The 22696-nt window shown below is 68.9% G+C and carries 19 protein-coding genes; 14 read left to right on the forward strand and 5 right to left on the reverse strand.

The window, feature by feature from the left end; all coding sequences use genetic code 11:
• Positions 1-78 precede the first annotated feature (78 nt).
• Complete coding sequence (locus ACSHSS_RS31400; RefSeq protein ID WP_445546083.1) at positions 79-930, forward strand: CerR family C-terminal domain-containing protein; 852 nt, start codon at positions 79-81, stop codon at positions 928-930.
• Positions 931-973: 43 nt separating this feature from the next.
• On the opposite strand, the gene ACSHSS_RS31405 is transcribed toward ACSHSS_RS31400, so the two are convergent.
• Both ACSHSS_RS31405 and ACSHSS_RS31410 read right to left on the reverse strand, forming a co-directional pair.
• Positions 974-3475, reverse strand: a complete 2502-nt coding sequence (locus tag ACSHSS_RS31405) for a mechanosensitive ion channel domain-containing protein (RefSeq protein ID WP_445546084.1) — start codon at positions 3473-3475, stop codon at positions 974-976.
• Between the two features lie 257 nt (positions 3476-3732).
• Positions 3733-4692, reverse strand: a complete 960-nt coding sequence (locus ACSHSS_RS31410; protein ID WP_445546085.1) for a TIGR03571 family LLM class oxidoreductase — start codon at positions 4690-4692, stop codon at positions 3733-3735.
• Positions 4693-5876: 1184 nt separating this feature from the next.
• Here ACSHSS_RS31410 and ACSHSS_RS31415 point away from each other — a divergent pair.
• From ACSHSS_RS31415 to ACSHSS_RS31430, 4 genes are all read left to right on the forward strand, one after another.
• A complete protein-coding gene (locus tag ACSHSS_RS31415) occupies positions 5877-6779 on the forward strand; it encodes an NAD-dependent protein deacetylase (protein WP_445546086.1) in 903 nt (300 codons plus the stop codon).
• The gene (locus ACSHSS_RS31420; RefSeq protein WP_445546087.1) at positions 6776-7417 is read left to right on the forward strand and encodes a DUF938 domain-containing protein; all 642 of its coding nucleotides are present in this window, start codon (positions 6776-6778) and stop codon (positions 7415-7417) included. Before ACSHSS_RS31415 ends, ACSHSS_RS31420 begins: the two co-directional genes overlap by 4 nt.
• A gap of 95 nt (positions 7418-7512) precedes the next feature.
• A complete protein-coding gene (gndA, locus tag ACSHSS_RS31425) occupies positions 7513-8925 on the forward strand; it encodes an NADP-dependent phosphogluconate dehydrogenase (RefSeq protein ID WP_006399510.1) in 1413 nt (470 codons plus the stop codon).
• 199 nt (positions 8926-9124) lie between these two features.
• Positions 9125-9469: a DUF4148 domain-containing protein gene (locus ACSHSS_RS31430; RefSeq protein WP_006399511.1), complete on the forward strand. Its 345-nt coding sequence runs from the start codon at positions 9125-9127 to the stop codon at positions 9467-9469.
• Between the two features lie 97 nt (positions 9470-9566).
• Here ACSHSS_RS31430 and ACSHSS_RS31435 read toward each other — a convergent pair whose 3' ends face one another.
• Entirely contained in the window at positions 9567-9887 is a 321-nt protein-coding gene (locus tag ACSHSS_RS31435) for a hypothetical protein (RefSeq protein WP_006404062.1), read from the reverse strand.
• Between the two features lie 380 nt (positions 9888-10267).
• On the opposite strand from ACSHSS_RS31435, the gene ACSHSS_RS31440 reads away from it, so the two are divergent.
• A complete protein-coding gene (locus ACSHSS_RS31440; RefSeq protein ID WP_035954286.1) occupies positions 10268-11008 on the forward strand; it encodes a peptidoglycan DD-metalloendopeptidase family protein in 741 nt (246 codons plus the stop codon).
• A 49-nt stretch (positions 11009-11057) separates the two neighbouring features.
• Here ACSHSS_RS31440 and ACSHSS_RS31445 read toward each other — a convergent pair whose 3' ends face one another.
• The gene (locus ACSHSS_RS31445) at positions 11058-11696 is read right to left on the reverse strand and encodes a Pr6Pr family membrane protein (RefSeq protein ID WP_445546088.1); all 639 of its coding nucleotides are present in this window, start codon (positions 11694-11696) and stop codon (positions 11058-11060) included.
• A 212-nt stretch (positions 11697-11908) separates the two neighbouring features.
• On the opposite strand from ACSHSS_RS31445, the gene ACSHSS_RS31450 reads away from it, so the two are divergent.
• From ACSHSS_RS31450 to ACSHSS_RS31470, 5 genes are all read left to right on the forward strand, one after another.
• Positions 11909-12445 carry a cytochrome b gene (locus ACSHSS_RS31450; protein ID WP_445546089.1) on the forward strand — a complete coding sequence of 179 codons (537 nt, stop codon included), beginning with the start codon at positions 11909-11911 and terminating at the stop codon, positions 12443-12445.
• A 187-nt stretch (positions 12446-12632) separates the two neighbouring features.
• Positions 12633-13001, forward strand: a complete 369-nt coding sequence (locus ACSHSS_RS31455) for a DUF2946 domain-containing protein (protein ID WP_105782464.1) — start codon at positions 12633-12635, stop codon at positions 12999-13001.
• An 81-nt stretch (positions 13002-13082) separates the two neighbouring features.
• The gene (locus ACSHSS_RS31460; RefSeq protein ID WP_445546090.1) at positions 13083-15224 is read left to right on the forward strand and encodes a TonB-dependent copper receptor; all 2142 of its coding nucleotides are present in this window, start codon (positions 13083-13085) and stop codon (positions 15222-15224) included.
• A gap of 219 nt (positions 15225-15443) precedes the next feature.
• Positions 15444-16538, forward strand: a complete 1095-nt coding sequence (locus ACSHSS_RS31465; protein ID WP_043280335.1) for an esterase/lipase family protein — start codon at positions 15444-15446, stop codon at positions 16536-16538.
• Between the two features lie 3 nt (positions 16539-16541).
• The gene (locus tag ACSHSS_RS31470) at positions 16542-17600 is read left to right on the forward strand and encodes a lipase secretion chaperone (RefSeq protein ID WP_445546091.1); all 1059 of its coding nucleotides are present in this window, start codon (positions 16542-16544) and stop codon (positions 17598-17600) included.
• A gap of 24 nt (positions 17601-17624) precedes the next feature.
• Here ACSHSS_RS31470 and pdxR read toward each other — a convergent pair whose 3' ends face one another.
• The gene (pdxR, locus tag ACSHSS_RS31475) at positions 17625-19163 is read right to left on the reverse strand and encodes a MocR-like pyridoxine biosynthesis transcription factor PdxR (RefSeq protein ID WP_217044081.1); all 1539 of its coding nucleotides are present in this window, start codon (positions 19161-19163) and stop codon (positions 17625-17627) included.
• 109 nt (positions 19164-19272) lie between these two features.
• Here pdxR and ACSHSS_RS31480 point away from each other — a divergent pair, with 109 nt between their 5' ends.
• The 3 genes from ACSHSS_RS31480 to ACSHSS_RS31490 all read left to right on the forward strand — a co-directional run.
• Positions 19273-20415, forward strand: coding sequence for an ABC transporter ATP-binding protein (locus ACSHSS_RS31480; RefSeq protein ID WP_155824779.1), 1143 nt, complete (start codon positions 19273-19275; stop codon positions 20413-20415).
• 93 nt (positions 20416-20508) lie between these two features.
• Positions 20509-21555 carry an ABC transporter substrate-binding protein gene (locus tag ACSHSS_RS31485; RefSeq protein ID WP_006399525.1) on the forward strand — a complete coding sequence of 349 codons (1047 nt, stop codon included), beginning with the start codon at positions 20509-20511 and terminating at the stop codon, positions 21553-21555.
• 91 nt (positions 21556-21646) lie between these two features.
• Positions 21647-22696 (forward strand): ABC transporter permease (locus tag ACSHSS_RS31490; protein ID WP_445546092.1); only part of this gene is annotated, 1050 nt, incomplete at its 3' end.

A 22696-nucleotide genomic window follows, 5' to 3' on the forward strand; every position in this document is an offset into this window, starting at 1 on the left:
TATTCCGAGCGGAAGAATTATTCCAGTTGATAAAAATGTGTCAAGTAGAATGTCGATCGATCGAGTGACGAGGAAGGCATGAGCGAAGCGAAGAAGCTGCGGCGTACGTCGACCGGCGGGTATGCGCGCGGCGACGAAACGCGTCAGCGGATCATCGAGGCCGCGATCGAACTGTTCGGCGAGCGCGGATTCGCGGGCGCATCGACACGGGACATCGCGGCGAAGGCCGGCGTGAACGCGCCCGCGCTGCAGTACTACTTCGAGAACAAGGAAGGCGTGTACCGCGCGTGCGTGGAATCGATCGCCGAACTCGGCTGGGCGGTGTTCGGGCCCGCCGTCGCGCAGGCGCGTGCGGCGCTCGATGCCGATGCGGACGCCGACACGCTGATCGACGCGTTCGTCGACATCCTGACGGCGCTCGCGCAGCGAATGTTCACGGTGCCGAAGACGCTGAACCAGCGGATGTTCTTCGCGCGCGAACAGAACGGCCAGGAGCCGGCGAGCGCGAGCGAGATCCTGCTGAAGCGCATGCGCAAGCCGTTGAACGACGTGGCCACCGAACTGATCGCGCGGATTTCCGGACGGCCCGTCGACGATCCCGTGACGCGCCTGCGCGCGCTGAGCCTGTTCGGCCAGCTGACGGTGTTCCATGTCGCGCAGCGCTCGGCGCTGCAACTGCTCGGGTGGGAGTCGTTCGATGCGCCGCGCGCGGCGCTGCTCGGCGAGACGGTGGCCGACCAGACGCGTCTGCTCTTGCAGCAGTGGCATGCGCAGCGCGGCGCGGCGGACGCACTGCGCGGCGCGCACGAGCGGTGCACGCGCACGCCGGCGAAGCGTGCGGGAAAGCGTGAGGCCGCTGCGCCGGCCGCCGCCGACGCGCCGCGTGCATCGACGCGTGCGCGACGCGCGAAGAAGCCGGACGCGACCTAACGCGCGATGCGCCGACGCGCAGCCGACGTGCTAGCGGGCCGCGCTATTGCGCCGGCTTGGGCGCCGGCGTCGACGAATCGACCGGCGGCTGTCCGGTCGCGCCGTCGGGTGCGGCGCGTTCGTCGCCGCCGTTTTCATCGCTGCGTTGCCGAGCGGCGCCGACGCCGCCATCGAGATCGCCATCGCCTTCATCTTCGCGCCGCGAGCCGGCCGCATACGCGACGAGGCTGCGCTGCGGATCGGCAATTCGGATGCCGCGTTCGCGGAACAGCTGCGCGATGCGGCGGTTGAATTCGCGCTGCACGCCCCAGCGCGCGGAATCGCGGCACTGCATCTGCCCGGCCAACGCGATCGCCGCGCCGTCGACCTGATCGACGCCCCAGTAGCTGAAGTCCGACAGAATGCCGTCGCGATACTGCGGATCGTCGCGCAGCGCGGCGCCGATTTCCTTTAGCGTCGCGACCGCGCGGTCGATGTCCTCGCCGTACGCGATGCTGACCTTGACGGCCGCGTTGCCGAGCCCGCGGTTCGTGTTGTTCACCGTCGTCACCGAGCTGAACGGAATCGTGTAGAGCGACCCGTCGCCGCCGCGCAGCCGCACGGTTCGGATCGACAGGTATTCGACGGTGCCCGACACGCCGGCGAGCGTCACCCAGTCGCCGACCTGCATCGCGTTCTCCATCAGCAGAAAGATGCCGGTGATGAAATCCTGCACGAGCTTTTGCGAGCCGAAGCCGAGCGCGACGCCGAAGATGCTCGCGCCGGCGAGCAGCGGCCCGACGTTGACGCCGATCTCGCTGAGGCCCGTCAGCACGACGACGAGCGCAATCATCACGAACAGCAGCGTGCGCAGCATCGGCAGCAAGGTGCGCAGCCGCGCGGCGCGTACGAGGTTGCCTTCGCGCGTCCAGCGCTGCAGCCGCCGCTCGATCGCGATGTTCGCCGCTTCCCAGACGACGAGCGCGACCGCGGCCGCGATCGCGATCGTCACGAGCGCCGAGGCGAGCCGATGGCCGATCGTGCCGCTCTCGAACGCGCGGAACACCGGCACGCCCCACACCTGCAGCAGCAGCACGACCGTCACGATGGCGATCACGGCCGACACGATGCGGCGCAGCAGCGGGTAGTAGCGGTACGCATGCAGATGGACGAGCGTGCGGTCGTCGTCGCGTTCGTGGAAGAGCCGCGCGAGCGCGCCGAACACGACGATCGACACCATGCGCATGCCGATCAGCACCGCGATCGAGCGGCCGCCGAGCGCGATCAGCACGCGGTAGCCGTTATGGACGTCGAGCGCCCACACGAACCACAGCGCCATCACGACAAATATGGCGACGGGCGCCCACGCGTCCGCGAGCGCATTGCAGACGGCGGCGAGCGTCGGCCGGTCGTGCGCGATCGCGCGGATGCGCGCGGCAACGGGGCGACGGCACTGCAGGATCAGCACCGAGATCATCACGTGCGCGACGAGCGCGACGGCCTTCTGCAGCGCGACGTGACCCGCTTCGGTGAGCCCCAGGTTCGCGGCGATCTCGACCGCGGCCGTGCAGGCGCCGACGACGATCACGATCCGCGCAATCGAGCGCTGCGCGAAAGCGGCCCACGCATCGCTGATGTGCAGCAGCCGCAGCTGATGCGCGTCGGGCTGGAAGAACAGGCGGCTCACGATCGTCACGAGCCGGCCGATCACGTAGATGTCGATCAGCGCGCCGAGTGCGGCCTCGACCGGCGTGCCGTCGTCGGTGACGAACGACATCATCAGCCCGGCGATGCCGACGAACACGAGCAGCGGCACCGAGCGCAGCAAGAGACTCACGATCGCGCGCGGCATCCGGTGCAGCAGCGTCGTGTGACGGCGCGCGTGCCCGCGCCCGCGCGACGACGACTGAGTCGCGTCCGATGCATCGGGGGGCGGCGTGTCGTGCGGCGGCGCTGCGTCGTCGGCGCGCGCATCGTCGTCCGACGCTGTATCGCGCGGCGCACCGGCGCGGCGTGCGGCCAGCCCGGCAAGCGCACGGCGCAGCAGCCGCCGCACGAGCCATTCGCCGACGAGCGCCGGGACGAGCACCGCGACGATCAGTCCCAGCGAGCGTGCGAGATCGGTGCGCGCGTCGGTGCGCCCGAGCGTGTCCTGCCACCAGCGGCCGACCGATCCGACCTCGAGCAGCGAGCGCAGCGAGTCGCGCAGCGCGTTGCCGATGTCGACGGCCCAGCGCGAACCCTGCCGCACGAGCATCGACGCAAGGCCGTTCGACGTCAGCGCGGCCGGTGCGGCCGCCGACGACGCGCCGCTCGCCGGCGCCGCTGCGCTGGCCGGTACGGCCGGTGCACTGAGTACGCCGACCGCGGCGATCGCGCGCAGTGTCGTTTCGACCTGTTCGCGTTCGCGCGGACTCTCGAGCACCGCGAGCGCCTGGCGCGCCTGCTGTGGAGTCAGCGCCGGTTCGGCGGAAGATGCCGCCGAGGCGGCGGCGGGGGCGGGCGTGGCGGCCTGTACGGCCGTGACGAAGGCGGCGAGCAGCCAGCCGAGGAGCAAATGTCGCATGAGTGGCATGCGGGCGCGCATCGGCACGCAGCCCGCCGAGCTGGACGATGGACGGAAGTTAACATGATCGCGTTCGGAACCGAATAGTTCCGGCGTGCGACGGGAGCAAGTGGCGGTCCTGTGGCGTGCGATTTCGTATCAGCGTGCGACGTGGGCGGTGTTGCGCTCGATCAAGCCGCGAACGATGCGCACCGCGCGCTGCATTCGCTACGGCAACGGCACATCGGCGATCCGTCGTCGAGCGCCGCGCCGCACGGTCACCACTGCGCGTCGTGAAAGACCGGCAGCACGTGCGCGGCGAGTTCCTCCATCACGTCGCGCACCGCGCGTTCCGCGCCGAGGTTCAGCGTCACGTGATGAACGCCGGCCGCGCGCATGGCTTCGAGAATGCCCGTCAGCGCATGTCGGCCCGTCGAATAGCCGAGCGGCAGCGCGGCGGGTTGCGCGTCGGGATTCGCGTCGAGCGCGAGCCGCATCGACACGCCGAACGCACGGAAGGCGGGCGTCGGCAGCCGATCGACGGCCGCGCGCCACATCGAATGGCGTGCGCGCTGCGTGTCGGGGTCGCGGTGATACGTCATCCAGCCGATCGAATGCCGCGCGATCCAGTCGACGCTTTGTCCGCCCGAGCCGACCGCGAGCAGCGATACCGGATGGGCGCGATCGGGCAGCAGCACGAACTCGGGTGCATCGGGCGCGGCGATGTCGGGCAGCACGCGCGACGGCGTTCCGAGCGCAGCCGCGACGATTTCCCAGTGTCGGCGATAGCGTTCGCGCCGTGCGTCGGCATCGACGCAGAACGCCGCATATTCGGGCGGCCGGTCGCCGGAGCCGAGCCCGAGGATGAAGCGGCCGCGCGACAGCGTGGCCACCGACAACGCGCCTTTCGCAATATGCAGCGGATGGCGCAGCGGCAGCACGATCGCGCCGCTCGCGAGCGCGATGTCGCGCGTGCGGGACGCGAGGGCGCCGAGCAAGACCCACGGATCGAGATGGCCGACCGGATCCGGATAGTCGGCGCTGTTCAGCGGCACGTCGCGCACCCATAGCGCGCGAAAGCCGAGCGTGTCGGCGAGCGCGGCCAGTTCGACCTGCTCGTTGAAGTCGGCGACGATATCGCCGCTGCGCAGCAGCGGCAGCGTCAGGCCGATCGACAGCCGTTCCGCGGCGAAGACGCGTGACGCGATATCGGGGCGGGGGCGGGCGGTCGTAGTCATGGCGTTTCCTCGTTGGCGGCGGGCGGGCGCCGCGCGTGTACGTGTGGCACTGGTGGCGCAGCGTCGCGCGGGTCGCGTGTCGGCATGCGCTGCGCCGTCGCCGAATGCTAACGTGTCGCGCGTCGATGCGCAGATGCCGCAGAGCGTAGCGCCTTGCGTTGTGTGGACGGGCATCCGTTCGCGGCATGTCGATGCGCCGTCCGTTGCGGCGGCCGATCGAAATGTGCGGGGCCGCGCGGCGCGATGCGAGAAGCGCGTGCGCTGCCATGCGCCGTGTCGGCCAATCGTAAGGAAATCGATCGCAGTGCATCGATGCAACCTCGCTTTCCCGCGCGTGCAGTGCCGTCGCGCGACGCCGCGGCTCCTGCGAAGTGCCCGTTGCGCATCGAACCGGCCCCTCGCACGTTTCAGTTTCGAAACGTTCGCGAGCCGCTTGGCCGCACGGTAGCCGCGGCATGCCGCTGCGTACGCCGCACGGCCTTGCTCGGCCGAGCATGGTGCGCTCCTTGCGTGTCGATACGAGCCGCAAGCGCGATCGCCGCCGCACTGTCGACGGCGGCCGCTTCAGGAGGTCGGACGCATCTGAGACGGGGACAACAGAATGAAAACAGATCGCATCGCCACGTACCGTGTCGCAAACATGAATCGCCGACCTGCCCGCGCCTTCGTCTCGCCGCCGATCGCGGCGACGTAGCGCGCGGCCCTTTCGTTCCATCCGGACCGACGGGTTCGTTCTGAACGTGCACGTATGACGCACGAGGCCGACGGGTGCCGGTCGGCCGTCGGGGACGACCCGCAGGAACCGCCATGGCCGCGCGTGCCGCCGCAACCGTCATTCCCGCGTGTGCTGCGCGCGCCGCGCGCGCGTGCGCCTGTCATCGCCGCACCTGCCGTCTCCCGGACTCGTCGACGCACCGTCCGCGTCGCGCAGATCGGCAGGCCGGCGTGCGCGCCGGCGCTCGCTCACCGGCGCGCGCGTCGCGCACGCGATCCCGTCGCAAGGCCAATTGATCCACTACCCCGATGGATCAATTGTTGAAGCGCCCATCCGCCTCCGGCGAATGGGCGTCTTTTTTTGCGGCGGCGACGGCCTGCCCGATCGCGCGGCGTTCGGTATCATGTGCTGGCGCGCCGGCCGATCGCGCCGGTCCACGGCCTGCCGACGCGCGCTCCGCCGCCCCGTCATGAACGATACCGACTTCCCCGATCCCTCCGTCGCCGCCGCCGAGCCGGCCGCGCTCGATGCGCTGCACGCGTTCGTCGAACGTCATCCGCGCTTGTTCGTGCTGACCGGCGCGGGCATCAGTACCGATTCCGGCATTCCCGGCTATCGCGACCGCAACGGCCAGTGGACGCGCTCGCCGCCGATCCAGCTGCACGAATTCCTCGGCTCGGACGCCGCGCGGCGCCGCTACTGGGCGCGCAGCATGATCGGCTGGCCGGTCGTCGGCCGCGCGCAGCCGAACCGCTCGCACACGGCGCTCGCCCGGCTCGGCCGCGCGGGGCGGATCGAGCGCCTCGTCACGCAGAACGTCGACGGCCTGCATCAGCGCGCGGGCAGCGTCGACGTGATCGAGCTGCACGGCGGCATTCGCGGCGTCACGTGCATCGACTGCGGCGCGCATCACGCGCGCGCGGCGATCCAGGCGCAGCTCGAGGCGGACAATCCGGCGCTGCTCGGCGTGCAGGCCGACGCGGCCGCGGACGGCGACGCACACCTCGAATGGTCGGCGCTCGACACGTTTCGCGTCCCCGCGTGCCCGACGTGCGGCGGGCTGTTGAAGCCGGCCGTCGTGTTCTTCGGCGAAAACGTGCCGCGCGAGCGCGTCGCGCTTGCTTCGCAGGCGCTCGATGCGGCCGATGCGCTGCTCGTCGTCGGCTCGTCGCTGATGGTGTATTCCGGCTATCGCTTCTGCCTGTGGGCGCAGGCGCAGCACAAGCCGATCGCCGCGCTGAACCTCGGCCGCACGCGCGCCGATCCGATGCTCGCGCTGAAAGTCGAAGCGCGCTGCGCGCCGGCGCTCGAGGCGTTGACCGCGCGGCTCGGGCTCGGGTTCGGGCACGACGACGCGGAGCACGCATCGTGAGCGCGCCGAACCCCGCGACGAATCCGTCCGCCCGACGGTCCGCGCCGGCGGCCGAGCGCAATCGCGGCCCGATCCTCGACGTGCTGCGCCGCGTGCTGCCGGCGCACGGCCGCGTGCTCGAAGTCGCGAGCGGCACCGGTCAGCACGTCATCCATTTCGCGCAAGCCTTGTCGGCGCTGCGCTGGCAGCCGAGCGATCCGGACCCGCTCGCGCGCGAGTCGATCGCTGCGTGGATCGCGCACACGGGCGTCGCGAACGTCGACGCGCCGCTCGCCTTCGACGTGCGCGACCCGGCGTGGCCGGCCGCACCGATCGACGCGATCGTCTGCATCAACATGATTCACATCTCGCCGTGGGCGAGCGCGCAGGCGCTGTTTGCCGGCGCCGCGCGCGTGCTGCGGCCGGACGGCGTACTGTATCTGTATGGTCCGTACCGGCGCGGCGGTCGCCACACGGCGCCGTCGAACGACGCGTTCGACCTCCAGTTGCGCAGCCGCGACCCGTCGTGGGGCGTCCGCGATCTCGAAACGGTCGTCGCGCTCGGCGCCGATCTCGGGCTCGACTGCACCGAGGTCGTCGAGATGCCGGCCAACAATCTGAGCGTCGTGTTCCGGCGCGTGCCGCGTGCCGACCAATGATGGGCAAGCGCGCACCGCTGCCGGGTTTCCACTATGCTCTCGCCTGTGCGCGATCCGGCTTGGGTCGCGCCCCGTTTTTTCCGGAGAATTGACTAATGGGCAAACAAGCAATCGGTGTGATCGGGCTCGCGGTGATGGGCCGCAATCTCGCACTCAATATCGAGAGCCGCGGTTACGCGGTATCGGTGTACAACCGCAGCCGCGAGAAAACCGACGAACTGATCGCCGAATTCCCCGGCCGCAATCTGGTGCCGACCTACACGCTCGAAGAATTCGTCGCGTCGCTCGAAACGCCGCGCCGGATCCTGATGATGGTCAAGGCCGGCGAAGCGACCGATGCGACGATCGCATCGCTGAAGCCGCTGCTCGAGAAGGGCGACGTGCTGATCGATGGCGGCAACACGCACTTTACCGACACGATCCGCCGCAATCAGGAACTCGCGCAATCGGGTCTGCACTTCATCGGCACCGGCGTGTCGGGCGGTGAAGAAGGCGCGCTGCGCGGCCCGTCGATCATGCCGGGCGGCCAGCGCGACGCGTACGACCTCGTCGAGCCGATCCTCAAGCAGATCGCCGCGAAGGCGCCGTCGGACGGCGAGCCCTGCGTCGCGTACATGGGCCCGGACGGTGCGGGCCACTACGTGAAGATGGTCCACAACGGCATCGAATACGGCGACATGCAGCTGATCGCCGAGAGCTACGCGGTGCTCAAGCACGTCGCGGGCCTCACGAACGAGGAACTCGGCGCCGTGTACACCGAGTGGAACCAGGGCGAGCTCGACAGCTATCTGATCGAGATCACGTCGAAGATCTTCGGCAAGAAGGACGACGAGACGGGCAAGCATCTCGTCGACGTGATCCTCGATCGCGCCGCGCAGAAGGGCACCGGCAAGTGGACGAGCCAGAACGCGCTCGACCTCGGCGTGCCGCTGCCGCTCATCACCGAGTCGGTGTTCGCGCGCGTGCTGTCGTCGCTGAAGACGGAGCGCGTCGCGGCGAGCAAGATCCTGTCGGGCCCGGCCGCCGCGCCGTTCGACGGCGATCGCGCCGCGTTCATCGAAGCGGTGCGCCGCGCGCTGTATCTGAGCAAGGTGATCTCGTATGCGCAGGGCTTCGCGCAACTGCGCACCGCGTCCGAGGAATACGGCTGGAATCTCGATCTCGGGACGATCGCGAAGATCTTCCGTGCGGGCTGCATCATCCGCGCGCGCTTCCTGCAGAAGATCACCGACGCGTACGCGAAGGATCCGGCGCTCGCGAACCTGCTGCTCGACCCGTACTTCCGCGGCATCGCCGAGCAGTACCAGGCATCGCTGCGCGACGTGGTCGTCGCCGCGGTGAAGGCCGGCGTGCCGGTGCCGGCGTTTGCGTCGGCGGTCGCGTACTTCGACAGCTACCGTTCCGAACGGCTGCCCGCGAACCTCGTGCAGGCGCAGCGAGACTTCTTCGGCGCGCACACGTTCGAGCGTACCGACAAGCCGGGCAGCTTCCACGCGAACTGGTCGTAACGCGCGGCGAGGGCGGCATTATTGCAAAATTCTATTCCTTGAATAGGGTTTTTCGATCTCAGATGCCGGGATTGTTGGCTCCCGGGAAACAGTGTTTTCGTTCTTTCATGGTTTTCCCTAGGTGATCGCGGGACTAAACTCTGTTCCATCGCTGCAGACATGGTGTGTGCGGCGGAGCAAAAAAATCCCGGAGGTCATCATGAAATCGCTGATTGCAACGTTCGCCGCAGCTGCCGTCCTCGCTGTTCCCGCCGTGTCGTTCGCCCAACAAAACGCGCCGGTCACGCGCGCTCAGGTCAAGGCCGAGCTGGTCCAGATCCAGCAGGCCGGCTACAAGCTGGGCAGCGACCGCACCACGTATCCGGAAGGCATCCAGGCTGCGGAAGCGCGTCTGAACCCGCAACAGTCGGTCGCTGCGGCCGACACGACCGGTTACGGCGCACAGCCGGCCGCCCAGCAAGAGTCGGGCGCACCGGCAGCGGCGAAGACCGGCTGGCAAGTCAAGCGCATCGCCGACGGCGCACCGGTTTACAAGGGTCGCTAAGCACAAGGGCCGGTCGACGGCCTGATCCGTCCCCGGTTAACAACAGCCCCGGTTCCATCATGGAGCCGGGGCTGTTTTCATTGGGGCGCGCGCCGCGTCAGTGCAGCGGCCGGCGTCCGCGGGCGGGGTCGATGAACGGCGCGGCGGCCGGCTCCAGCACGCGCAGCCACGATTCGTCATATCCGCTCAGCGTGTCGAGCGCATCGCGCAGCCGCTCGATCGCCACGGCCGGCAGCTCGACGCTGTGGCGCGGCCCGGCCGTCAGGCGCGCGACGCTCGCGAGCTGGACAAGGGCGTCGGCCGCCTCGGCCACGTCGGTGGCCGACAGCAGATGGCGGTTCAGTCGTTCGACGATGCCGGTCGCACCGGCGAAATCGTCGGCGTTGAGCTGCACGGACAGAAAGGTCGCGTTATTCATCCTGATCTCCTCGTTGTCGTACGACGGCCTATCGCAGTATAGGCCGTGCGGACGGCTGACCGGCGCGCGCGGCGCTCGCGCAGCGGCCGCCGTACGCGCCGGGAGGCCGGCCGCAGCCGCGTGCCGGCACGCGCCGGCGACCGCGCGCAATCGCCGCGCAACGGCCTGCTGTCGCGGGGCCGACCTCGACAAATGGTATCTTTGCCGCTCGGGACGACGCGAAACAGGCTCGGCTGGCCGGTTCGGCGCAACGTCCCGGAGTGGAAACCGATCGCTGAGAGCGCGGTCGGATACTGGTTGGTTCGGCCCGTCGGCCGGACATCGTGCGTCGCGCGCCGGAGGGCGGCGGGCGGCGCGACGACGCAAATCCGGGAGGTACCTTGAGAAAAACGATTCCCATCCACGATTCCGCGGTGCGCTGGCTGCCGCACGCCGCCTTCCTCGCGGCGGCCGTCGCGCTCGGCGGCTGCACGATGACGCCGTGGACCGACACCTGGCAACCGGCACCGCGGGCCTCGACACCGGCGTCGGTCGCGACGCCCGGCGTGCTGGCCGGCTACTACCGCGTGAACCCGGGCGATACGCTCGCGAGCATCGCCGGCGCGTACGGGCAGCGCGTGCAGGACGTCGCGAGCTGGAATCACATGGCCGCGACCGACGCGGTGACGCCCGGTCAGGTGCTGCGCGTCGCGCCGCCGCCGGCCGCCACGTCGATTTCGCCGCCGCCGTCCGCGGCCGCCGCGCAGCCCGGCACGCTCGCGTGGCCCGCGACCGGCGTCGTGACGACGCCGTTTTCGAGCGGCAAGACGCGCGGCATCGTGATCGCCGCATCGGGGCCCGACCATACGGTGCGCGCGGCCGCGAACGGCCGCGTCGTCTACGCCGGTTCGGGCGTGAAGGCCTACGGGCCGCTCGTGATCCTGAAGCACGACAACGGGCTCATCACGGCCTACGGGCACAACGACAAGCTGCTCGTCAACGAAGGCGACGCCGTGCGCGTCGGGCAGCCGGTCGCCGAAATGGGCACCGACGCGAGCGGCCGCGCGACCTTCGAGTTCGAAGTCCGGCAGAACGGCAAGGTCGTCGATCCGATGGGCTTCCTGCCGCGCAACGGCGGCTGAGCGGCCGCCGCGTCGTGTGCGCCGCGCGGCGCACACGTGCGGTTGCGCATCATCCGCTCTTCAGCGTCGCCGCGCCGGACTGGCGCGCGTGATTGCCGGCCCAGCGGATGCCGAGCGCGAGCGCAGCCGCGCCGAGCGCGATCAGCGAGCACTGGATCGCGACCGGCAGATAACCGTGCGGCCGCGGATCGACGAACGGATAGGGATACCAGTCTTCGACCGCGCCGCGCACGAGCGTATAGCCGAGATAGACGATCGGAAAGCCGAGCCAGACGAACGCGCTGCGGCGCGGGATCGGCGAGCGCGGCTCGACGTACAGCCAGTCGCACAGCATCACGAACGGCACGATCCGGTGCAGCACCCAGTTGTTGAACGCGGGCGTCACGTGGCGCAGCGCGTCCAGACGCGCGAGCAGCAGCTCGTAGACGATCGCGGTGATCAGTACGTAGAGCACGGCGGCGCCGCGCATCGATTCGTAGCGCGGCGAGCCGGGCCGCGTGATGTGCCCGAGCCCGACGGCCAGCATCGCGGCCGCGTACAGGCTGCTCAATTGCGTGAAATAGCTGAGGTAGTTGCCGAGATGAAAGCTCGGCAGGCTCCAGTAGTCGGCGATGCTGTGCGCGGTGGTGGACACCGCAAGCAATGCGGCGAACAGCCGGTAGGCCGCAACGAAGAACGCTTTGCTCATGATGCGCGCACGACGTCGACATCAAAGCTCCATCCTGCCACAGCGCACCGCGCACGCGATGCGGATTTTCCATAGGCGGGCCGCGCGGAACCTGCGCGATATTTGACACGATCGTGCGAAACCGCACACGCGTGCGGCTACAATCATGCCAGCGCGGCGGCACCGTACCGGCCGCCGCCTTCATCGATCCCCGCCATCACACCGAGACGAGCATGAGAAACATCCTCGCGCAACAGGTGCGCTACAACAAGCCCGCGATCTTCTTCCACTGGGTCATCTTCGTGCTCGTCGCGCTCGCGTATCTCGCGATCGAAATCCGCGGACCGAAAGGCAGCGACAGCCGCGCGTTCTGGATGAACGTGCATTTCACGGCGGGCACGCTGGTGCTCGCGCTGTCGGTGCTGCGCGTGCTGTGGCGCGCGATCGGCCGCACGCCGGCGCCCGTTCCGCAGCCGGCGCTGCTGAAGTGGCTCGCGACGCTCGCGCATATCGCGCTCTACGTATTCATCATCGCGCAGCCGCTGCTCGGGATCATGATGGTGAACCTGGGCGGCAAGCCCGTGTCGCTCGACTGGCTCGGCGTGTCGTTCACGCTGTCCGGGCCCGACAAGGCGCTGAGACCGACGATCAAGGAAGCGCACGAGCTGATCGGCAATGCGTTCTACTTCGTGATCGGCCTGCATGCGCTGGCCGCGCTCTATCACCATTTCATCAAGCGCGACGACGTGCTGCGGCGCATGGCGCCCTGATCCGGTCGCGCCGTACGTGCAAGCTTCCGACGGGGGCGCATCGTTGCGTTGACAACGATGCGCCCCCGCTGCGTTAACGGCCCCGAGCGGCCCGGAGCGGCCCGGCGCGGCCCGGCGCGGCTGGCCATCGACGCCGACATTCGGTAACATCCCGTGTCTTTACATTCCGCTTACTCGCTCGCCGCGCATGCTGCACCGACACCGTCACCTGACCGCCTGGCTCGGCGTATTCGCGATCTGGTTCGCGATCGCCGCGCCGCTGGTGTCGCAGTGGCGCGTCGCGCAGGCGAGCGCGGTCGACGTCACGATCTGCAGCGTCGAGCACGGTGCGCATCGGTCGTCCGACGCAGGCGGCGCGCATGCGCATGGCGCGTCGCTCGACGCATGCGGCTACTGCGGATTCTTCGCGCATAGTCCCGCGATCGGCGGCGCGTCGGCCGCCTCGTTCGCTGCCGTTCCCGCTTCGTCCGTTTTCGTCGCCGCGCCGCAGGCCGATGCCACGCATCCGGACCGCTATCCGCACGCGTATCCGCGCGCACCGCCCGAGCGCGCCTGACGCGCACCTTCCGTTTTTCTTTCCGCCGAATCCGTGCGGCCCGCTGCGGCCGCGTGGAGGGCGCTACTCGGGCTTTCGATCATGACCATTTTTTCGTTGCGCACGCCGCCGGCGTCGCGCAGTGCCTGCGCGCGGCCCGCGCCGCGCATGCTGAAACTTGCCGTTCCCGCGCTGGCCGCCGGCGTGCTGAGCGCGACGGCCGCCGCGGCCGACGCCGACGCCCCCGCACATCGCGCCGATGTGCCGCCCGACACGCCGGGCATGCTGTTGCCGCCCGTCGAAGTCGTGGCTTCGCCGTTGTCGACGCCGCTCGTCGTCGTCACCGATCCGAAGGCGCCGCGCCAGCCGCTGCCCGCGAGCGACGGCGCCGACTACCTGAAGACGATCCCCGGCTTCACGTCGATCCGCAGCGGCGGAACGAACGGCGACCCGGTACTGCGCGGCATGTTCGGCTCGCGGCTCAACGTGCTCGCGAACGGGATGCCGACGCTCGGCGCGTGTCCGAACCGGATGGACGCGCCGACTTCCTATATCGCACCGGAAAGCTACGACAAGGTGACGGTCGTGAAGGGGCCGCAGACGGTGCTGTACGGCCCCGGCGCATCGGCCGGCACCGTGCTGTTCGAGCGCACGACGCCGCGTTTCGAGCGGCCCGGCATGCGCTTCGACGGCAGCCTCGTCGGCGGATCGTTCGGCCGCAACGACCAGAACGTCGACGTGACGGCCGGCACGCCCGATTTCTACGGCCGCGTCATCGCGAATCACGCGCATGCGCAGGACTACCGCGACGGCAACGGCCGCACGGTGCCGTCGCAATGGGACAAATGGAACGCCGATGCCGCGCTCGGCTGGACGCCCGACGCGCACACGCGCGTCGAGCTGACGGCCGGCACCGGCGACGGCTACGCGCGCTATGCGGGGCGCGGGATGGACGGCGCGCACTTCCGCCGCGACACGTTCGGCCTGTCGTTCGACAAACGGCATCTCGGCGACGTGCTCGACCGGATCGAAGCGCGCGTCTACTACAACGAAGCCGATCACGTGATGGACAACTACACGCTGCGGCAGCCCGATCCGGCGAGCAGCATGCCGATGCGGATGGCGTCCGAGGTGCGGCGTCGGACGCTCGGCGCGCGTGCGGCCGCGACGTGGCGATTCGGGGACGCGTTCAAGCTCGTGACGGGCGTCGACGCGCAATCGAACCGGCTCGATTCGCGCGCCGCGATGGGGCGGCAGAACTATGGCGACCAGCCGTGGGACGCGCAGGCGACGATGTGGAACGCCGGCGCGTTCGGCGAACTGACGTGGTATGCGAGCGAGGCGGCGCGCGTGATCGGCGGCGCGCGTGTCGACTATGCGAGCGCGCGTGACAAGCGCGCGACGACGGGCGGCATGATGACGAGCCGGCCGAATCCGACGTTCGACGACGATCGCGCGCGCGTGCTGCCCAGCGGCTTCCTGCGCTACGAGCGCGACCTGGCGTCGCTGCCCGTGACCTGGTATGCGGGCATCGGCCATGCCGAGCGCTATCCGGACTACTGGGAGCTGTTTTCCGCGAAACGCGGCCCGGCCGGTTCGGTCAACGCGTTCTCGGCCGTGCAACCCGAGAAGACGACGCAGCTCGACATCGGCGCGCAGTACAAGAGCGATCGGCTCGACGCGTGGGTCTCCGCCTATGCAGGCTATGTGCAGGACTTCATCCTGTTCGACTACGCGAGCGGCATGATGGGTCCGACGACGCGGGCGAGCAACGTGAACGCGCAGATCATGGGCGGCGAAGCCGGCGTCGGCTGGCGGCCGGTCGCACCGCTGCGTATCGAGACCTCGGTTGCGTACGCGTGGGGGCGCAATGCGACGAGCGGCGATCCGTTGCCGCAGATGCCGCCGCTCGAGGCGCGCGTCGGGCTGGAGTACACGCGCGGCGCGTGGTCGGCCGGCGGTTTGTGGCGGGTCGTTGCGCCGCAGCATCGCTATGCGGTGAACGAGGGCAACGTGGTCGGCAAGGACTTCGGCCCGAGCGCGGGCTTCGGCGTGCTGTCGCTGCATGCGCAGTACAACGTGAGCAAGACCGTGCAGATCTCGGTCGGCGTCGACAACTTGCTGAACAAGGCCTATGCCGAGCATCTGAACCTCGCCGGCAATGCGGGCTTCGGCTATCCGGCGAACGCGCCGGTCAACGAGCCGGGCCGCACCGCCTGGGTGCGCGTCAGCGCGAAGCTGTAGTGCGCGGCCCGCGTGTGCGAACGCAGCATGCGCGGGCTGCGGCGTGCCCCCGCCGACGCGCGTCGTGCGCGTCAAGCGATTAGAGAACCGTATCTAGTCGGCACGCAAACGTTCCCGAGTCGTGATTCACTCCGGCATTCGATGCGCGGCGCGTTCGGGCGCGCGCTGCATCGCTTCGATTCCGTTCGAACCGGCAGCACGATAATCAGGAGAACATGCATGGCCAGATCGATGCGTTCCAGGGTGGTGGCAGCAGCAGTGGCGTGCGCGATGAGCGCCGCGCCGTTCGCGGGAACGACCGCGTTGATGACGCTCGCGACGACGCGCACGGCGCTCGCCGCGATCGCGCCGGCCGACGATTACGCGGCGACACGCTATCCGATCGTCCTCGTGCACGGGCTCACGGGCACGGACAAGTACGCGGGCGTGCTCGAGTACTGGTACGGCATCCAGGAAGACCTGCAGCGGCACGGCGCGACGGTGTATGTCGCGAACCTGTCTGGATTCCAGAGCGACGACGGTCCGAACGGACGCGGCGAACAGCTGCTCGCATACGTGAAGCAGGTGCTCGCCGCGACCGGCGCGACGAAGGTCAACCTGATCGGCCATAGCCAGGGCGGTCTCACGTCGCGCTACGTGGCGGCCGTCGCGCCGGATCTCGTCGCGTCGGTGACGACGATCGGCACTCCGCATCGCGGCTCGGAGTTCGCGGACTTCGTGCAGAGCGTGCTCGCGTACGATCCGACCGGGCTGTCGTCGTCGGTGATCGCCGCATTCGTCAATGTGTTCGGCATCCTGACGAGCAGCAGCCACAACACGAACCAGGACGCGCTCGCCGCACTGACGACGCTGACGACCGCGCAGGCCGCGACCTACAACCGGAACTTTCCGAGCGCGGGTCTCGGTGCACCGGGCAGCTGCACGACCGGTGCGTCGACGGAGACCGTCGGCGGCAATACGCATCTGCTGTACTCGTGGGCCGGCACCGCGATTCAGCCGACGAATTCGGCGTTCGGCGTCACGGGCGCGAGCGACACGAGCACGATTCCGGTCATCGATCCGGCCAATGCACTCGATGCGTCGACGCTCGCGCTGCTCGGCACGGGCACCGTGATGATCAATCGCGGCTCGGGGCAAAACGACGGGCTCGTGTCGAAGTGCAGCGCGCTGTACGGACAGGTGCTCGGCACGAACTTCAAATGGAATCATCTCGACGAGATCAATCAGTTGCTCGGCGTGCGCGGTGCGTATGCGGAAGATCCGGTCGCGATGATCCGCACGCACGCGAACCGGTTGAAGCTCGCGGGCGTCTGACGGATGGCCGCACGTGACGGGCGCGCGTCGCCGATGCGGCGCGTCGCCGTGTATGCAGTCGCCGGTTGTGCGGCCGTGACCGCCGTCGTGCTGTGGCGCGGCGCATCGCCGCCGCGCGACATCGAAGTCGCGCACGCCGGATCGCAGGCGGGCGAACGCGGCGCGATTGCGTTGCCGTCGCCGGCGGCGCCGCCGGCTGGCGCGAGCGTGCCCGCGCCGCTGGCCGGATCGAGCGCGCCGCGCTTGCCGCTCGATCCGGGCGGCCATCTCGCGAAGTCGCGCGCGGTGCGCGATTTCTTCGACTATTGCCTGACCGCGCAGAGCGAGCTCGACGCCGCCGCGCTCGATGCGCTCGTCGCCCGCGAGATCGCCGCGCAGCTCGACGGCACGGTCGCGCAGGCGGAAGCGCTCGACGTCTGGCATCGCTATCGCGCCTATCGCGACGCGCTTGCAAAGCTGCCCGACGCGGGCGCCGTCACCGACAAGTCCGATCTCGGCGCGCTGCAGCTCGCGCTCGACCGGCGCGCGTCGATTGCGTACCGCACGCTCGGCGACTGGAGCGAACCGTTTTTCGGTGCGGAGCAGTGGCGGCAGCGCTACGACCTCGCGCGGCTGCGCATCATGCAGGACCGCACGCTGACCGATGCGCAGAAGGCCGAGCGGCTCGCGGCGCTCGATCAGCAGATGCCGGCCGACGAGCGTGCGGCGCAGCAGCGCGCGAACGCGCAGCAGGCCGCGATCGACCGGATCGCGCAGTGGCAGAAGAGCGGGGCGGCGCCCGACGCGACACGCGCGGCGCTGGCGCAGACGCTTGGTGCGGACGTCGCCGCACGTGTCGCGCAGCTGCAGCAGGACGACGCAGCATGGCAAAGCCGCTATGCCGATTACGCGGCGCAGCGCGCGCAGATCGAAGCCGCCGGTCTCTCGCCGCAGGATCGCGACGCGCAGATCGCCGCGCTGCGGCAGCGCATGTTTACGAAGCCGGGCGAAGCGGTGCGCGCGGCGTCGCTCGATCGCGGTGCGGCCGCGACGGCTACAGCTACGACGGGAACCGCGCGATAACGGCCCGCACGCGCGGCCGTCGGCTCACGCGGCGCGCGTCGCGTGCCGCGGCAGATGCTGTTCGATGATCGCCGCGAGCGTGTCGAACGCCGGCTCGATCCCTTCATGCGCGACGCACGCATAACCGAGCAGCAGCCCGCGTTGCGCGGTATCGGCGCAGCTGTAATAGCTGGTCAGCGGCCGTACGATCACGCCCGCTTCGAATGCGCTCTGCGTGACCGCGCGGTCGTCGCATGCGTCGGGCAGCCCGAGCACCAGATGCAGGCCGGCTTCGTCGCCCATCACCGGCAACGTGTCGCCGAAGCGCGCGCGGATCGCATCGATCAGCAGTTGACGGCGCTCGCCGTATAGCGTGCGCATCCGTCTCACGTGCGAGGTCAGATGGCCGTCCATGATGAACTCGGCGAGCACCGCCTGCTGCATCAGCTGTCCTTCGCGGTACAGCTCCGAGAGGCCGGTGCGGAACGTGTCGACGAGATGCTCGGGCACGACCATGTAGCCCATCCGCAGACCGGGAAACAGCATCTTGCCGAGGCTGCCGACGTAGATGACGCGGCCGCCGTCGTCGAGCCCCTGCAGCGACGCGAGCGGGCGGCTGCCGTAACGGAATTCGCTGTCGTAGTCGTCCTCGATGATCCAGCAGCGATGCTGCCGCGCGTATTCGAGCAGCATGCGCCGCCGCGCGAGACTCATCACCATCCCGAGCGGATACTGATGCGACGGCGTGACGAGCACGAGCCGCGGCGGGTGCTGCATGTCGCTCGCGCTCGGCGCGAGCCCTTCCTGATCGACGGGCACGGGCGCCAGCGTGAGGCCGGCCGCCTGCAGCACGCTGCGCACGCCCCAGTAGCACGGCTCCTCGACCCACGCGCGATCGCCGATGTCGGACAGTAGCCGCACCGCGAGATCAATCGACTGATGAATGCCGGTCGTGATGATGACCTGGTCCGGCGAGCATTTGACCGAGCGCGCGACGCGCAGATAGTCGGCGAGCGCGCGACGCAGCGGCCGATAGCCGCCGCCCGGCGCATACGTGAGCAGTTCGGGGTTCGCTTCCTTCCAGAGCCGCGCCTGCAGGCGGCTCCACGTGCGGCTCGGAAATTCGGAGACGTCCGGCACGCCCGGCATGAATGCACCCCACTGACGGCGCGACACGCCCGCATGCTCGATCAACTGCCGGCCGCGCATCGACAGCCCGCCTTGTGCGTCGGCCGCCGCGGTCGAGGCCGTTGCCGCGCCGCCGTCGTCCGAACGCGCCGCGCCCGCGCCGTGCGCGCGCATCGCGGCGGCGTCGGGCCGCGTGTCGGCGACATAGGTGCCGCTGCCGGTCGTCGTCAGGACGTAGCCTTCGGCCGTCAGCTGGTCGTACACGTGCAGCACCGTATTGCGGGCGATCGACAGGTCGGCGGCCAGCGTGCGCGAACTCGGCAGCTTCGTCCCCGGCCCCAATTCGCCGGTCAGGATGGCCTGCTGCATCAGCTGCAGCAGCTGCCGGTACATCGGCTCGGACGAAGTCCGGTCGAGACGGGCGGACAGCCAGTCGGCGACGATCACGGTATCCAAAGTGGTCCTACTGGGAATATTGAAATGGTTCCCTATTGTAGAACCGTGCGCGCCGTATAGTGGCTCGCATCTCGATAAAGATCGTTGCGCAGCAAAGGGGACAGCCACGATGAAGTCCGATGATGTGATCGTCAGTTTTCGCGGCGTGCGAAAGACCTACGACGGCGAGACGCTCGTCGTCAAATCGCTGGATCTCGACATTCGCCGCGGCGAATTCCTGACGCTGCTCGGGCCGTCCGGCTCGGGCAAGACCACGTGCCTGATGATGCTGGCGGGCTTCGAATTCCCGACCGGCGGCGAAATCCGCCTCGACGGCGAGCTGCTCAATCACGTGCCGCCGCACAAGCGCAACATCGGCATGGTGTTCCAGAACTACGCGCTGTTTCCGCATCTGACGGTCGAGCAGAACGTCGCCTATCCGCTGACGGTGCGCAAGCTGCCGGCGGCCGAGCGCGCGGAGCGCGTCGCCCACGCGCTGAAGATGGTGCAGATGGAGCGCTTCGCGAAGCGTTATCCGGCGCAGCTGTCGGGCGGCCAGCAGCAGCGCATTGCGCTCGCGCGTGCGCTCGTGTTCGAGCCGAAGCTCGTGCTGATGGACGAACCGCTCGGCGCGCTCGACAAGCAGCTGCGCGAACACATGCAGTACGAGCTGAAGGCGCTGCACGAGAAGCTCGGCGTGACCTTCGTCTACGTCACGCACGACCAGGGCGAGGCGCTGACGATGTCGGACCGCGTGGCGGTATTCGACAAGGGCATCGTGCAGCAGCTCGACACGGTGGACAGGCTCTACGAATCACCATGCAACGAATTCGTCGCGAACTTCATCGGCGACAGCAACCGGCTGCGCGGCACGATCGCGCGCGTCGACGGCGAGTTCTGCGAGCTGCGGCTCGGCGACGGCACGCGCCTCGTCGGCCGCCGCATCGGCGATGTCGCCGAGGGTGCGGCGGCGATCGCATGCATCCGGCCCGAGCGGATGAGCCTCGCGGCGCACGGTGCGAACGGCCAGGCGCCGGATCGCGTCAATGGCGATGCGAGCGGCCACGCGAACGGCGCGGCGGCGAACCGGCTGACGGGCGAGGCGCGCAGCCTCATCTATTTCGGCGATCACGTGCGCGTGCGCTGCGCGCTGCCGGGGCAGGACGAATGCTTCGTGAAGATGCCGCTCGGCACGGGCGCGCTCGACGCGTTCTCGCCGGGCGCGCCGGTCTCGCTCGCGTTCGCGCCCGAGCATCTGCGCGTCTTCGCGTAGGCATCCGCGCCGAGCGAGCCGGCAGCGCGCCGCACGTCGCCCATGACAACGTCACGCATTCACCACGACCACCACAAGAGGAGAGCAACGATCATGAACGGAACAGGTTTTGCGGTGCGCGGCACCGCGCTCGCATTGGCGCTGGCTGCCATCGGCGCATCGGCAACGGCGGCGGAGCTGACGGTCGTCAACTTCGGCGGCGCGAACGGCGACGCGCAGAAGGTCGCGTTCAACCAGCCGTTCGAGAAGGCGACCGGCAACAAGGTCACCGCCGTCGAGTACAACGGCGAGCAGGCCAAGGTGAAAGCGATGGTCGAAGCGAAGCACGTCAACTGGGACGTGGTCGAAGTCGAGTCGGGCGACCTGAATCGCGGCTGCGACGAAGGGCTCTACGAGAAGCTCGACTGGTCGAAGATCGCGAAGAAGTCGGACCTGATTCCCGAAGCGCCGCAAGTGTGCGGCGTCGGTTTCTTCGTCTGGTCGACGGCGCTGTCGTACAACGCCGACAAGCTGAAGACCGCGCCGACCGGCTGGGCCGATTTCTGGAACGTGAAGAAATTCCCCGGCAAGCGCGGGATGCGCAAGGGCGCGCGCTACAACCTCGAGTTCGCGCTGATGGCCGACGGCGTCGCGCCGAAGGACGTGTACAAGGTGCTCGGCACGAAGGCAGGCCAGGACCGCGCATTCAAGAAGCTCGACGAGCTGAAGCCGTATATCCAGTGGTGGGAAGCGGGCGCGCAGCCGCCGCAGTTCCTCGTCGCCGGCGACGTCGTGATGTCGACCGCGTACAACGGCCGCATCGATGCCGCGCAGAAGGAAGGCAAGAACCTGAAGGTCGTGTGGAACGGCAGCATCTACGATCTCGACTACTGGGCGATTCCGAAGGGCTCGCCGAACAAGGCGCTTGCCGAGCAGTACATCGCCTACACGCTGACGCCGAAGCCGCAGCAGGCATACGCGCAGCACATCGCGTACGGGCCGGCGAACATCGCGGCGATCAAGTCGCTCGATGCGAAGACGCTTGCGAACCTGCCGAATTCGCCGGCCAACGGCAAGAACGCGGTGCTCGAAGACATCGGGTTCTGGACCGATCACAGCGACGAACTCGAGCAGCGCTTCGCCGCCTGGGCGACGAAGTAATCGCACCGCTGTCCCGATGCAACCGGCCGCGCGGCGCTTCGTTCGCGTCGCGCGGCATTCCGCCGGATCGCGCTCCGGCCGGAGAGAACCGTTGAATACGATGACGATCGCTTCTTCCCCGACGTCGACGGCCGCGCTCAAGCGCGAGCTGAAGGCGGCCGAGGCCCGCAAGCGCACGATGGCGCTGCTGCTGATCGCGCCGCTCGCGATCTTCCTGCTGCTGGTGTTCGTCGTGCCGATCGGCACGCTGCTCACGCGCGCGGTGCAGAACCCGGAGATCGCCGCCGCGTTGCCGAACACGGTCGCCGCGCTGTCGAAGTGGGACCGCAAGACGCCGCCGGCCGACGCCGCCTACGCGGCGCTCGCCGCCGACATGACGAAAGTCGCCGACAGCGACGCGATGGGCGCGCTCGCACGGCGGCTGAACACCGAGATTCCCGGCTATCGCTCGCTCGTCGCCAAGACTGCGCGCGCGATGCCGCTGAAAAACGACGATGGCACGGCGCTGACGCCGGCCGGCACGCGCAGCAAACTGATCGAACTCGATGCGCGCTGGGACGAGGTCGCCTACTGGCAGGCGATCGCCAAAAACGGCAGCGCCTATTCGCCGTTCTATCTGCTCGCCGCGCTCGACCACAAGCAAGACGGCTTCGGTAGCATCGTGCACGCCGATCCGGATCAGTCGATCTATCTGGCGATCTTCGGCCGCACGTTCGTGATCGGCATTGCCGTGACGCTGTTCGCGCTGCTGCTCGGCTATCCGCTCGCCTACTGGATCTCGACGCTATCGGAGCGGCGCGCGAACCTCGCGATGATCCTCGTGCTGATTCCGTTCTGGACCTCGGTGCTCGTGCGCGTGGCCGCGTGGATCGTGCTGCTGCAGAACGAAGGGCTGATCAACAAGGCGCTGATCGGCAGCGGCCTGCTCGCGCATCCGCTCGCGCTGCTGTTCAACCGCGTGGGCGTCTATATCTCGATGACGCACATCCTGCTGCCGTTCATGATCCTGCCGCTCTACAGCGTGATGAAGTCGATTCCGCCGACCTACCAGCGCGCGGCCGTCTCGCTCGGCAGCCATCCGTTCGCGGCGTTCTGGCGCGTGTACGTGCCGCAGACGTATCCGGGCGTCGGCGCGGGCGCG

It is taken from the genome of Burkholderia sp. BC1, assembly GCF_052683555.1.

Coding starts and splice junctions, on each gene's coding strand:
- ACSHSS_RS31400 (WP_445546083.1), top strand. CDS start 79: ATGAGCGAAGCGAAGAAGCTGCGGCGTACGTCGACCGGCGGGTATGCG.
- ACSHSS_RS31405 (WP_445546084.1), bottom strand. CDS start 3,475: ATGCGACATTTGCTCCTCGGCTGGCTGCTCGCCGCCTTCGTCACGGCC.
- ACSHSS_RS31410 (WP_445546085.1), bottom strand. CDS start 4,692: ATGACTACGACCGCCCGCCCCCGCCCCGATATCGCGTCACGCGTCTTC.
- ACSHSS_RS31415 (WP_445546086.1), top strand. CDS start 5,877: ATGAACGATACCGACTTCCCCGATCCCTCCGTCGCCGCCGCCGAGCCG.
- gndA (WP_006399510.1), top strand. CDS start 7,513: ATGGGCAAACAAGCAATCGGTGTGATCGGGCTCGCGGTGATGGGCCGC.
- ACSHSS_RS31430 (WP_006399511.1), top strand. CDS start 9,125: ATGAAATCGCTGATTGCAACGTTCGCCGCAGCTGCCGTCCTCGCTGTT.
- ACSHSS_RS31435 (WP_006404062.1), bottom strand. CDS start 9,887: ATGAATAACGCGACCTTTCTGTCCGTGCAGCTCAACGCCGACGATTTC.
- ACSHSS_RS31445 (WP_445546088.1), bottom strand. CDS start 11,696: ATGAGCAAAGCGTTCTTCGTTGCGGCCTACCGGCTGTTCGCCGCATTG.
- ACSHSS_RS31450 (WP_445546089.1), top strand. CDS start 11,909: ATGAGAAACATCCTCGCGCAACAGGTGCGCTACAACAAGCCCGCGATC.
- ACSHSS_RS31455 (WP_105782464.1), top strand. CDS start 12,633: ATGCTGCACCGACACCGTCACCTGACCGCCTGGCTCGGCGTATTCGCG.
- ACSHSS_RS31460 (WP_445546090.1), top strand. CDS start 13,083: ATGACCATTTTTTCGTTGCGCACGCCGCCGGCGTCGCGCAGTGCCTGC.
- ACSHSS_RS31465 (WP_043280335.1), top strand. CDS start 15,444: ATGGCCAGATCGATGCGTTCCAGGGTGGTGGCAGCAGCAGTGGCGTGC.
- ACSHSS_RS31470 (WP_445546091.1), top strand. CDS start 16,542: ATGGCCGCACGTGACGGGCGCGCGTCGCCGATGCGGCGCGTCGCCGTG.
- ACSHSS_RS31480 (WP_155824779.1), top strand. CDS start 19,273: ATGAAGTCCGATGATGTGATCGTCAGTTTTCGCGGCGTGCGAAAGACC.
- ACSHSS_RS31485 (WP_006399525.1), top strand. CDS start 20,509: ATGAACGGAACAGGTTTTGCGGTGCGCGGCACCGCGCTCGCATTGGCG.